Raw genomic sequence first — 11846 nt, 5'->3', positions numbered from 1 at the left:
TCGGTCAACTCGGGCCGGCCCGCCGATTGATCTTCGTAGTGCGACGGGACGATCTCGCGGGGCGGCTGGTCTCCGTCGGACGGGCTAGCGTGGGTGTCATGTGTGGGAGGTACGCGACAACCCGCAGCGCCGCGGATCTGAGTCAGCTTTTCGAGTCGTACGACGAAACGGGCGGTCGGCTCGCCGCTGATTACAACGTGGCGCCGACCGATCCGGTGCCGATCGTCCGGATCGGCGCCGGTCACCGGGGGTCCGGTTCTCCTGGCGACGAGGCCGTGGCCGGCGCGCCGGACCGGAACGGGGCGACCGACGACGGTGCCCGGCGCGTGCTCTCGCTCGCCCGCTGGGGTCTGGTGCCGGCCTGGGCGAAGGACGCCCGGAGCGGTGCGCGGATGATCAACGCGCGGGCCGAGACGGTGGCCACCACCAACGCGTACGCCCGGTCTTTCGCCCGGCGCCGCTGCCTGGTGCCGGCCGACGGCTGGTACGAGTGGGTCCGCCGGGACGGCGGCAAGCAGCCCTATTTCATGACCCGGGCCGATGGTGGCGTACTCGCCTTCGCCGGCCTCTGGTCGGTCTGGAAGGGCCCGGACGGGCCGCTGACGAGTTGCAGTGTGATCACCACCTCGGCCATTGGCGACCTGGCCGACGTGCATGATCGGATGCCGTTGCTGCTGGAGCAGGAGCGTTGGGGTGACTGGCTCGACGGCGGGGACTCGCCGGCCCACCTGCTCGCGCCCCCGACGCCCGAACTGCTCGCCGGAATCGAGATCCGTCCGGTCGGACGGGGGGTCGGCGACGTACGTAACGACGGCCCCGATCTCGTTGCCCGGGTGAGCGCGCCGCCATTGCGTACGGGACCCGCGACGGCCGACGAATTTACGCTTTTCTGAGCGTCGACCCCATTGGCGCGAGCTGATTTGCCAGAGTTAGGGGTGAATCGTCGCCCTGGACTTCGCGCAGGTTCTCCACAACCCCTTGTCTCCGCCCGCAATAGTGCGATAGAACACAGCGCCGGCAGTGGGTACGGATTCGCACCGGGCGGGTGAGGCCCACCGATCATGCCGGTCCCACGGGGGAGGTGGGTGGATGACACGGGCGCGCATGCCACGCCCGCACGAGGTTGCCGCGGCACGACGAGACCCGCGATTGTTGCGGGCGGTAGCGGAGCGGCAGCTTGATGATGCCTGGCGGACCAGAGGCGTCTGCCAGAGCGTGGATCCGGAGACCTTCTTTCCGGCACCGAGTGAACCGGCTGACGCGGCGGTGGCACTTTGTCGTACCTGCGATGTGCAGGGCGCGTGTCTGGCCTGGGCACTGGAGGTGGGCGACTGCCACGGCGTCTGGGGCGGCACCACGCCCCGGGAGCGTCGGGCCATGCTGGTGGCCTGGCGGGGCCAGGTGCAGCGTGATCCGGACGCGATGGTGGACGAGAACGGTCCGCCGGTACGGGACCGTCTGTTGACGCTGGTGCCGCTGAGTCGCTGAGCTGGCCATCGGGCGCGGTGCCGGCGGGAGCAGAATGGCCGGATGTTCCGTGGTGACAAGCTCGTCGACACCCCCAGAGGACCCGCGCGGGTCGACCTGGACCCGCCCGGCACCGGCCTACCGGTCGGTCTCCTAGTGCTGGGACACGGTGCCGGTGGTGGGGTCGACGCGCCGGACCTGATCGCCCTACGCGACCAGGCGGTCGCCTCTGGTGTTGCCGTCGCCCGGATCACCCAGCCGTACCGGGTGGCCGGGCGACGGGCACCGGCACCGGCCGGGCAGCTCGACGAGTGCTGGGCGGCGGTCGTCGCGACGCTCACCGAACAGCTTCCGGAGGTGCCGCTGGTTGTCGGTGGGCGCTCCAGCGGCGCCCGGGTGGCCTGTCGAGGTGCGGTGGCGGTCGGTGCCGCCGGAATCGTGGCGCTCGCCTTCCCGCTGCATCCGCCCGGACGACCCGAGCGTTCCCGGGCGGCCGAGTTGTCGACCGGGGTGCCGACCCTGGTGCTCAACGGTGACCGGGATCCGTTCGGTGTGCCGCCGGCGGGTGCCGGCGTGGAGGTGGTCGTCCGGCCCGCTGAGGGGCACGACCTGCGGAGGGATCCGGCGGGCACCGCATCGCTCGCGCTCGCCTGGCTACGTGGTCGGGGCTGGGCCCGTTGACGGGCAGCCTGACCTCATTCTGACCGTCCGCTGACCGGACGGCGCGCCGTTTCCCTGGCCCGGGGAGATCGTTGCAACTCATGACGCCGGCCGATCGAGGGACCGCACCAGTTCGTGGAATTCGCCGACCGGCGTCATCCTCCCAGGCCCTTCCTGGTCCCTGCCGTGGCCGCCCCAGCCAAGGGTTGCCGGCCGGGACCAGGGATGGGGCCAGGATCACCGGAATGCCCCAGTGGTCGTCGAGCGTTACAACTCCCGGAAGCTACTCAGGCGAGGGGGTTGACCTGTGCCGACCGAAACACGGAATCCGGCGCGCGCCGAGCACGACACCGGGCCGCATCGGCAGGTGCGTGGCCCAGGAGCGGGGCGGGTGGCACGCGAACTGCGCCCGGTGAGCACCGGCACGGCCGGAACCCGATCTGCGGACGGAGCTTTCCGCGTATCCTCGGCGGGAAAGTCGACTCGTTCGGTGGCGTCGTTGGCGTCTTCTGAACTGGTCCTGAGCCCGTCCCGGCCGTCCGTCTCCGGCCGATCCCGGGATGGGCGACCGAGGCGGGGGGACGTGCGGTTGACACGACCGGACAAGGCTACGGACGAACGTCGGGCGCGCTTCGAGCGGGACGCGTTGCCCTTCGTCGATCAGCTCTACGCGGCCGGTCTGCGGATGACCCGTAATCCGGCCGACGCAGAGGATCTGGTCCAAGAGACCTATTTGAAGGCATACGCGGCATTTCACCAGTTCGAAGAGGGAACCAACCTCAAGGCCTGGCTCTACCGCATTCTGACCAATACGTACATCAACTCGTACCGGCGCCGGCAGCGTCAGCCGATCCAGGCGCCGACCGAGGAGATCACCGACTGGCAACTCGCCGAGGCGGAGTCGCACACGTCGAGCGGCCTGCGGTCGGCCGAGACCGAGGCGCTGGACCGGTTGCCGGACAGCGACGTCAAGCAGGCGCTACAGCAGTTGCCCGAGGAATTCCGGCTGGCCGTATATCTCGCTGATGTCGAGGGCTTCTCCTACAAGGAGGTCGCGGACATCATGGGAACGCCCATCGGTACGGTAATGTCCCGGCTGCACCGGGGTCGGCGTAATCTGCGCAAGCTGCTTGAGCGTTACGCCGCGGACCGGGGTTTCCATGCGGCTACGACGTCCAAGGACTCCGCCGCAGCCGGCCGGGAGGTGTAGGACCGTGAGTTGCGGTGAACCGCACGAGACCGATTGCCGTGAGGTGCTCGCCGAGGTGTATCTCTACCTCGACCTGGAATGCGCCGACGAGCGACGGAACCTGATCCGTGAACATCTGGACGACTGCACCGGATGCCTGCGCGAGTACGGCATCGAGCAGGAGGTGAAGGCGCTGGTCGCCCGTTGCTGCGGCAACGAGACCGCGCCGACGGAGTTGCGTGAGCGGCTCCGGCTTCGGCTCACCGAAATCGTCTTCGAGACCGAGCAGTCCCGGGAGTACCTTCCCGACTGACCGGTGCGCCCCGCTGGGGCATGCCTGTGTCCCGCGCGGGCCCTGGTCCAGGGCCCGCAGCGGGACCGCCGAGCATCCTCCGCCGGCTGGCGGAGTGGAGCCTCGGTCAGGAGTTGGGGCGCTTGCCGTGGTTGGCGGCGCTCTTCTTGCGAGCCTTCTTCTTGCGAGACTTCTTCGCCATGCTGGCCTCCCGTCGGACAGGTTCTCCCGGGACCGGGAGTTGACCCGATGATGTTAGTCCGCCCCGCCGTGGTCCCGGCGCGGGCCGGCTCATGATTGGATACCGTTCGCATGCAACACCGCGTCGACGAGGGAGGGCACCACCATGGCCGAGGAGATTCGCGCCGAGATGGTGGCGAACGTCTGGAAGGTCGTCGCCAACGCTGGCGACACCGTTTCCGAGGGCGACACGCTGGTGATTCTCGAATCCATGAAGATGGAGATCCCGGTGATCGCGGAGTCTGACGGCGTGGTCCGGCAGCTCGCGGTCAACGAGGGTGACGTGGTGCAGGACGGTGACCTGATCGCGGTCATCGAATGAGTGGTCCGCTCGTCCGACCGGCGGTCCCGGCTGAGTTCCCGGCGATCGCCCGACTGACCGTGGCGGCGTACGAGGCCGGTGGTCAGCTCCACTCGGCAGGTGGTTACGCCGACACGTTGAAGGACGTCGCCGGGCGGGCGAGCGCGGGTGAGCTGCTGGTCGCGGTCGACCCGGCGACCGGGGACGTGGTCGGGTCGGTGGTGTTCGTCCTGCCGGGGACCCGGTTCGCCGAGATCTCCCGGGACGGCGAGGCCGAGTTCCGGATGCTCGCGGTCGACCCGACGGCCCAGGGCCGGGGTGTCGGCGAGGCGCTGGCCCGTGCCTGCGTGGACCGCGCCGCCGAGTTGGGGCTGGGCGCGGTGGCGATCTGCGTACGGGATTTCGTGGAGAACGCCCAGCGGCTCTATGCCCGACTGGGCTTCGTCCGTACTCCCGAGCGGGACTGGAGCCCCGGGCCCGGCATCCGGTTGCTGGCGCTGCGTTTGGACCTCGTCACGGCGCCGAGCGTGGTGCCGGCCGCCTCCTAGCCTCCGCGACGCCCGGCGGTGTTCGCCGCGGGGCGGTGCGGCTCAGGAGTTGGTCGCCCCGATCCGGTCGAGCATCTCGTACGCGATCTCCAGCGCCAGTTCGCGCCGCTCCTCGTTCGTGATGTCGGGGTCGCGGAGCGCGAACCAGCTGCTGTGTACGGCGAAGAGGGCGAGCGTGGCGCGCAGGCGCGCACCCGGCGAGTCCTCCGGTGCGGCCAGGACCGCGGCGAGCTGGAGCATCCGTTCGCGCATCATCTGCCCGGCGGGCAGGCTCTTGAGCACGGTCTGGTTCTGGTCGAAGAACCGCATCACCGAGTGCCCGGTGCTGCCGAAGAACTCGTCGGCGTAGCGGCTGAGCAGTGCGCGGCGGCGGCCGGGGAAATCCCCGGTCGGCTCCTGACCGTGTTTGACCAGGGCGTCAAGCCGGTCGAGGCGATCCTCCACGAAGCTCTGGACGATGTCGTCCTTGCTCTTGAAGTGGTAGTAGAGCGCGGCCTTGGTCACGCCCAGCCGCTCGGCGATCTCGCGGAGCGAGGTCTTCTCGTAGCCCTGCTCGGTGAAGAGTTCGAGCGCGACGGTCTGGATGCGGGTCCTGGTGTTTCCTGTGTTCTCGGACACCTGACCCCCCAACTATCGAATTCGGCTTGACTGCTTCCGCGCGCCAGCTTACCGTACGGCTAGTAAGGGCCCTAGCCGGTCGGCAAGTAAGTAGGTTGCAGCTCAGGGGGAGCTTACCGATGACCCAGACCGAGCAGGCGGTGGTACGACCGAACATTCGGGTCGTACTGGCCGGCCTCATGATCGCGATGATGCTCGCGATGCTCGACAACATGATCGTCAGCACCGCACTGCCCCGGATCGTGGGCGAGTTCGGCGGATTGAACCACTTCACCTGGGTCGTCACGGCCTACGTGTTGGGCACCACCGTGTCGACGCCGATCTGGGGAAAGCTCGGCGACCTGTACGGACGCAAGACCATCTTCATCACCTCGATCGTGATCTTCCTGATCGGCTCCGCGCTCTGCGGCATGGCCGGTTCGCCGATGTTCGGCGGCACCAAGGACGGCATGATCCAGCTGATCGTGTTCCGGGCCGTACAGGGCCTCGGTGCCGGCGGCCTGATGGTGGGCGTGATGGCCATCATCGGTGACCTGGTGCCGCCCCGGGAGCGCGGGCGCTACCAGGGCATGATGGCCGGGATCATGGCCATCGCCATGGTCGCCGGGCCGCTGGTCGGTGGCTTCATCACGGACAACCTTTCCTGGCGCTGGGCGTTCTACGTCAACCTGCCGCTGGGTGGCGTCGCGCTGCTGCTGCTGATCACCCGGATGCACCTGCCGAAGTACCGCACCGAGCACCGGATCGACTGGCTCGGCGCGGCGCTGCTCTCGATCGGCATCACCGCGATCGTGCTGATCACCACCTGGGGTGGCAACGAGTACGCCTGGGGTTCGGCACAGATCCTCGGCCTGACCGTGCTGGCCGTGGTGAGCCTGGTCGCGTTCGGTCTGGTGGAGCGACGGGTGGCCGAGCCGATCCTGCCGCTGAACCTCTTCGCCAACCGCAACTTCGCGGTCGTCTCGGTGATCGGGTTCCTGCTCGGCTTCGCCATGTTCGGCGCGATGAACTTCCTGCCGCTGTTCCAGCAGACCGTGCAGGGCGCCTCGGCGACCAACAGCGGCCTGCTGCTGCTGCCGCTGATGTTCGGCATGCTGATTGTCTCGATCATCGCTGGTCGGGCGATCACCAAGACCGGCAAGTACCGGATCTTCCCGATCATCGGCGGTGTCGCGATGACCGCCGGCATGGCCCTGCTGATGATGATCGACGTGCACACCAGCAAGACCGTGCTCTCGCTCTACATGGTCGTCCTCGGCGTCGGCATGGGCTTCCTGATGCAGACCTCGATGCTGATCGCCCAGAACAGCGTGGAACAGAAGGACCTCGGCGCGGCGAGCGGCGCGGCCACCTTCTTCCGGTCGATCGGTGGTTCGTTCGGTATCTCGCTCTTCGGCGCGATCTTCGCCGACCGGCTGCACGACAGCCTCTCCAGCAAGCTCGGCGCCCAGGCCGCTGACCAGCTCAGCAGCGGTGGTGGTGGCGGGATCGACCCGGCCAAGCTGGGCGAACTGCCGGGCAACGTACGCGACGCGGTGCTCGGCGGCCTCGCCGACTCGATCTCCGGTGTCTTCGGCTGGGCGGTCTTCTTCGCCGCCGCCGTCGCGGTGCTCGCCTGGTTCATCAAGGAGATCCCGCTGCGCGGCACGAACGACCCGACGGGTGAGACCGCGGAGGAACAGGCCGAGACCGCTCTGGCCAACGCCCCGGTGCACTGAGCCCCGGCGGTAACACGCCCGCCGGCCCCGCGCCTGTCACCCACAGGCCGGGGCCGGCGGGTTTTCCATGGGCGCAGGGCGGGCGGGCAGTGGCGGAGCCGGGATCAGCGGCGCAGGTGCCGCCAGAGCCGGCCCAGCCAGCCACCGGGACGGGGGGTCGGCACCTCCGCGGCGATGATCTCGCGCGCGGTGGCGAGGGTGTCCGGGTCGACCGACGGCGTGGCGAGCACCAGTTGGGCCAGCGAGCGGGCGATCGAGACCGGGCGCTGACGGGCCACCGCCACGCTGTCGGCGAGCCGTTCGGCGGCGATCGCGGCCACGTCGGCCCGGACCGCCGGATCGACCCAGGCCGCGGTGACGAGTGCGCAGAGCGCCGCCTCGGTCACCCAGTCCTCCACTCCCCAGACCAGGTCCACCAGGACCCGGCGCCGGGTGGAATCGGCCCACGGTTCGTCGGTGCGGTGGTGCAGCAGTCCCAGGCAGGCCCAGACCTGCACACACCGCACCCAGAGCGTCGGGTCGTGCTCGGCGAGCGTCCGACCCAGCGGGGTGGCCGGCGGCTCGGGCGGGTGCACCAGCAGGCCCAGGAGATCGTCGACCTCCAGCGTGGCCAGGCCGACAGCGGCGTCGTACGCGGCCGGTGGGTTGGGCCAGGCGGGGTGGGCGAGTTGGCGGATCCGGTCGACCGCGGTCGTGGAGGGAGCCGGCACCGCCGGTACCGCGATCGTGCCCTGGTAGCTCCAGAGCCGCCGGGCCGACGACCGGCGCGGCTCCCGGATGTCCGGTGCCGCGACCTCGGCCACCTCGACGGCGAGCCCGGGTACGGCCGCCGCCACCGCCCGCATCGCGCTCGGCGGTTCCAGTCCGCTCAGGCGTAGCTGCCCACCGCTGACCGGCCCCTCGTCGGCCAGCACCTGCCGCAGCACGTTGGTGACCGCCTCGCCGGCCGCCGGGATCTGCCCCAGCCAGGGCCGGCCCTGGCAGCACTCGGTGAGGTCGCTGTGCTCGTGCGTGTCGTCCGGGTGGTCACGGCGGAAGTCGGCGAGCGCGACCAGATGGTCCAGCCGGCCGTCGCGCTGGTAGCGCAGGCGGTGCCCGGTGTGCACCGCGCAGTCGAACGAGGCGTCCCGGGCCAGGGCCCGGTCGATCCAGCCCAGTGCCTCGTTCAGCCGGCCGTGGTCGGCGAGGGTGCCGGCGATGTCCGCGTACACGGAGAGGTCGTCGGGGTCGTGCTCGACGGCCCGGTTCAGCGCGGCGAGCGCCTCGGCGGTGCGGCCGGCGCTGCGGTAGGCGTAACCGAGCCAGACCTCGGCCAGCTTCGACGGCCTGATCCGCGCCCCGGCGTCGGCCCAGCGGACCGCCTGTTCGACCTCGCCGACCCGGCGGGCCAGCGCGGACGCGGCGCCGAGCAGCTGGCCGTCGTCCGGGTACGTGGTGAGCGCGTGCCGGGCCAGCGTGAGGTACGGCAGCAGCGGCCCGCGTTCGTCGGAGTCGACCGGGTCGGCGACGGCGGCGCAGATCTGCATCAGCAACCGGGAGATCTGTTCCGGATCGAGCTGTCCGGGCAGCTCGGGGGTGGTGACCCAGGGAACCCCGGCCCAGTCCGCGCCCGGTGCGTGGGCGGTGGCCGCGGCGAGCAGGTCCAGCCCCTCGTCCGGGTGGCCGCTGGCCGCGAGCAGGTGGGCGCGGGCCACCACGGAGCCGATGAACGGGTGATGGTCGAGGGGGAAGAGGTCCAGTGCGCCATCGGCGCGGACGGCGAGCCGGGCCAGCACCTCGTGCACCTCGGGCATGGTCGGCGCGTACGCGATCGCGCCGGCGAGATGGCCGGCCGCGTGCCGTAGGTCGCCTTCGTCGAGAGCCAGTCGGGCCAGTGCCAACTCGCCCTCGGCCGACAGCCGCGGGTCGTCCATTCCCTCGGACACCGTGTCGACCTCTCGTCGTGCGTTCGTTCCCCCTTGGGTTGGGCAGCCTAGAGCATGATCGGGATCGGCGGTGATTGTCTGCTCGATTCTGCTCGGTTTATTGCTTGAAAAGCTTCGATAATGCAAGACTGAGCATGAAACGCGCGGCGATCGCGCAGGACTGGGAGGTCTTCGTGGCACATCCGGGAGCCGGCATGGCGGCCGACATCAACGAGCAGCCGGCGGGTTTCGCCCGGTTGCTCGAACCCGCGAACGCCGAGGCGATCGCCCGGATCGCCGCCGTGATCGCCGAGCGCCGCCCCCGTCACGTCGTCTTCACCGCGCGCGGCACCTCCGACCACGCCGCGCTCTACGCCGCGTACCTCACCGAGATCCGGCTCGGGCTCCCCGCCGGCCTCGCCTCGCCGAGCGCGGTCACCGTCTTCGGCGCCCGCCCCGACCTCTCCAGTGCGCTGGTCATCGGAGTCAGCCAGAGCGGCGGCTCCTCCGACCTGGCCGAGGTGCTCCGCCAGGCCCGCGCCTCCGGCGCGCTGACCCTGGCCGTGACGAACGCCCCGGACTCACCGCTGACCGGGGTGGCCGAACTCGCGATCGACATCGTCGCCGGGCACGAGCGGGCGGTCGCGGCCACCAAGACGTACACCGCCGAACTCTTCACCCTGCTGATGCTGATCGAAGGGGTGCGCGCAGGCAACGGCGTCCTCCCCGAGGAGGAGCGGAAAGCCCTCGCCGCCCTGCCGGAACTCGCCGAGCGTACGCTCGCCGACCCGACCGCGCGCCAACTCGCCACCCGCTACCGGTTCGCCGCCCGGGTGGTCACCACCGGCCGGGGCTACGCCTACCCCACCGCCCGGGAGGCGGCGCTGAAGCTGATGGAGACCTCGTACCTGCCGTCACTCGCCTTCTCCGGCGCGGACCTGCTGCACGGGCCGCTCGCCATGACCGACCCTGACGTACCGGTGCTCGCCGTCGTCGGCGCGGGTCCGGGCGGGGCGGCGATGCGGGACGTACTGGCCCGGGTCGGTGAACGCGGTGCGGACGTGGTCGCGGTGGGGCCGTCCGACGTACCCGGTGCCACCGCCCGGCTCGCCGTTCCCCAGGTCGACGAGCGGTACGCCCCACTGCTGGACATCCTGCCGTTGCAGCAGCTCGCGCTCGCGCTCGCACTGGCCCGGGGCGAGGACCCGGACGCGCCGCGCGGTCTGCACAAGGTGACCTCGACGCTCTGACCACGGCCGTGCCGCCGACGGGGCGGGGTGGACGTGGCACGCTTGCCTGATGTCCACGCTGCGCGACCTCGCCGAGGAACACACCCGGCTCCGTCCGGCCGACATCGACCATCTGCACCGGGTCGCCGGTGACTGGCAGCTTCTCTCCGACCTCTCCTTCGCCGACCTGCTGCTCTGGGTCCCGGTGGAGGGCGACGACACCGTATTTCTCTGCGTGGCGCAGGTGCGCCCGACGACCGCCCCCACCGCGTACCAGGACGACCAGGTGGGGCGGATCGTCGGCGGGCCGGAGGTGGCGCACCTGACGATCGCGTACACCCAGGGCCGGATCTGGCGGGAGGGCGACCCGGTCTGGTACGGCGACACCCCGGCCCGGCACGAGGCGATCCCGGTCCGGCTGCGGGCCGCCGACGGTGAGTCGGGCGAGGTGATTGCCGTGGTGGGGCGGGACACCAACCTCTCCACCGCACGCACCCCGAGCCAGCTGGAACTGAACTACCTGACCACCGCCGACGACCTGGCCCAGATGCTCTCCGACGGGACCTTCCCGCCGCCCCGGCATCCGGGCGAGACGACCTCGGCGCCCCGGGTCGGGGACGGACTGGTCCGGCTCGACGCCAGCGGCAAGGTCACCTACGCCAGTCCGAACGCCCAGTCGGCGTACCGGCGGCTGGGGTTCGCCTCGCACCTGGTCGGCGAGGACCTGGCCGCGCTCAACACCCGGCTGGCGGCCGACCCGCTGGACGGCACCGAGGCGGGCAACCGGGTGCTGGCGGCGCTGCGCGGCGAGGCGCCGGCCCGCCGGGAGATCGAGGCCCGTGGGGCGACCGTACTGACCCGGGCGTTGCCGTTGATGCCCGCCGGGGTGCCGATCGGCGCGCTGGTCCTGGTCCGTGACATGACCGAGGTACGACGCCGGGACCGCGCCCTGATCACCAAGGACGCCACCATTCGGGAGATCCACCACCGGGTGAAGAACAACCTCCAGACGGTCGCCGCCCTGCTGCGGCTCCAGGCCCGCCGGGTGGACATCCCGGCCGCGAAGGCGGCGCTGGAGGAGTCGGTACGGCGGGTCGCCTCGATCGCGCTCGTGCACGAGACCCTCGCCATGTCCAGCGACGAGGCGGTGGAGTTCGACGGGATCGTCGACCGGGTCGCCTCCGCCGCTACCGAGGTGGCCGCGACCGAGGTGGCGGTACGGATGCGGCGCGAGGGGACGTTCGGCGTACTGCCGGCGGAGATCGCCACCTCGCTGGTGATGGTCCTCAACGAACTCCTGCTCAACGCGGTCGAGCACGGTTTCCCGCCGCCCGGTGAGGAACCTGCCGAGAAGACCGACGAGGAGAGTACGGCCGAGGTGGTGGTCTCGGCGCACCGGTTCCGTAAGCAGTTGCATGTGACCGTCGCCGACAACGGCCAGGGCCTGCCGGCCGAGTTCGACGCGGCCAGCGGTGGCCGGCTCGGCCTCCAGATCGTCCGGGCCCTCGCCACCGGTGAACTCGCCGGCACCATCGAGTTGCGTAACCGGGCCGAGGGCGGCACCGAAGCCATCCTGGTCGTCCCCCTCCACAAACGCTAACCCCCACCCCGCCTTCCCCTTCCCCTTCCCACCCCCCCGCCCCCCCCGCCATCTTCCGTGATCTAGGGCAAATCGCTGCG

Annotated in this window: 13 protein-coding genes; 10 read left to right on the top strand and 3 right to left on the bottom strand. The window is 70.7% G+C overall.

Annotated features, from left to right (window positions below; translation table 11 throughout):
* The first annotated feature begins 98 nt into the window (after positions 1-98).
* The 5 genes from BDK92_RS12640 to rsrA all read left to right on the top strand — a co-directional run bounded on the left by BDK92_RS12640 (position 99) and on the right by rsrA (position 3629).
* A complete protein-coding gene (locus BDK92_RS12640; protein WP_121156885.1) occupies positions 99-893 on the top strand; it encodes an SOS response-associated peptidase in 795 nt (264 codons plus the stop codon).
* Positions 894-1089: 196 nt separating this feature from the next.
* Positions 1090-1488 carry a WhiB family transcriptional regulator gene (locus BDK92_RS12635; RefSeq protein WP_121156884.1) on the top strand — a complete coding sequence of 133 codons (399 nt, stop codon included), beginning with the start codon at positions 1090-1092 and terminating at the stop codon, positions 1486-1488.
* A 42-nt stretch (positions 1489-1530) separates the two neighbouring features.
* Positions 1531-2148, top strand: coding sequence for an alpha/beta hydrolase family protein (locus BDK92_RS12630; protein ID WP_121156883.1), 618 nt, complete (start codon positions 1531-1533; stop codon positions 2146-2148).
* 286 nt (positions 2149-2434) lie between these two features.
* Positions 2435-3337, top strand: coding sequence for a sigma-70 family RNA polymerase sigma factor (locus BDK92_RS12625; protein WP_425462227.1), 903 nt, complete (start codon positions 2435-2437; stop codon positions 3335-3337).
* A 4-nt stretch (positions 3338-3341) separates the two neighbouring features.
* Positions 3342-3629, top strand: coding sequence for a mycothiol system anti-sigma-R factor (rsrA, locus tag BDK92_RS12620; protein WP_121156881.1), 288 nt, complete (start codon positions 3342-3344; stop codon positions 3627-3629).
* A gap of 106 nt (positions 3630-3735) precedes the next feature.
* Here rsrA and BDK92_RS41140 read toward each other — a convergent pair whose 3' ends face one another.
* On the bottom strand, positions 3736-3810 hold the full coding sequence (locus BDK92_RS41140) for a 50S ribosomal protein bL37 (RefSeq protein ID WP_369814844.1): 75 nt from the start codon (positions 3808-3810) through the stop codon (positions 3736-3738).
* A gap of 144 nt (positions 3811-3954) precedes the next feature.
* On the opposite strand from BDK92_RS41140, the gene BDK92_RS12610 reads away from it, so the two are divergent.
* Both BDK92_RS12610 and BDK92_RS12605 read left to right on the top strand, forming a co-directional pair.
* Complete coding sequence (locus BDK92_RS12610; RefSeq protein ID WP_121156879.1) at positions 3955-4170, top strand: biotin/lipoyl-binding carrier protein; 216 nt, start codon at positions 3955-3957, stop codon at positions 4168-4170.
* Complete coding sequence (locus BDK92_RS12605; RefSeq protein ID WP_121156878.1) at positions 4167-4697, top strand: GNAT family N-acetyltransferase; 531 nt, start codon at positions 4167-4169, stop codon at positions 4695-4697. Before BDK92_RS12610 ends, BDK92_RS12605 begins: the two co-directional genes overlap by 4 nt.
* Positions 4698-4739: 42 nt before the next feature.
* Here BDK92_RS12605 and BDK92_RS12600 read toward each other — a convergent pair whose 3' ends face one another.
* Positions 4740-5315 carry a TetR/AcrR family transcriptional regulator gene (locus tag BDK92_RS12600; protein ID WP_121156877.1) on the bottom strand — a complete coding sequence of 192 codons (576 nt, stop codon included), beginning with the start codon at positions 5313-5315 and terminating at the stop codon, positions 4740-4742.
* A gap of 119 nt (positions 5316-5434) precedes the next feature.
* On the opposite strand from BDK92_RS12600, the gene BDK92_RS12595 reads away from it, so the two are divergent.
* On the top strand, positions 5435-7033 hold the full coding sequence (locus BDK92_RS12595; RefSeq protein WP_121156876.1) for an MDR family MFS transporter: 1599 nt from the start codon (positions 5435-5437) through the stop codon (positions 7031-7033).
* A 104-nt stretch (positions 7034-7137) separates the two neighbouring features.
* On the opposite strand, the gene BDK92_RS12590 is transcribed toward BDK92_RS12595, so the two are convergent.
* Positions 7138-8946 carry a tetratricopeptide repeat protein gene (locus BDK92_RS12590; protein WP_121156875.1) on the bottom strand — a complete coding sequence of 603 codons (1809 nt, stop codon included), beginning with the start codon at positions 8944-8946 and terminating at the stop codon, positions 7138-7140.
* A gap of 206 nt (positions 8947-9152) precedes the next feature.
* Here BDK92_RS12590 and BDK92_RS12585 point away from each other — a divergent pair, with 206 nt between their 5' ends.
* Positions 9153-10187, top strand: a complete 1035-nt coding sequence (locus BDK92_RS12585; RefSeq protein WP_121162062.1) for an SIS domain-containing protein — start codon at positions 9153-9155, stop codon at positions 10185-10187.
* Between the two features lie 49 nt (positions 10188-10236).
* Positions 10237-11766: a sensor histidine kinase gene (locus BDK92_RS12580; protein ID WP_121156874.1), complete on the top strand. Its 1530-nt coding sequence runs from the start codon at positions 10237-10239 to the stop codon at positions 11764-11766.
* Positions 11767-11846 lie beyond the last annotated feature (80 nt).

The sequence above is a fragment of the Micromonospora pisi genome (assembly GCF_003633685.1).
GTDB classification, from domain to species: domain Bacteria; phylum Actinomycetota; class Actinomycetes; order Mycobacteriales; family Micromonosporaceae; genus Micromonospora_G; species Micromonospora_G pisi.
Note: the sequence above shows the minus strand (reverse complement) of the source record. Positions and strands in the feature narration are given on the sequence as shown.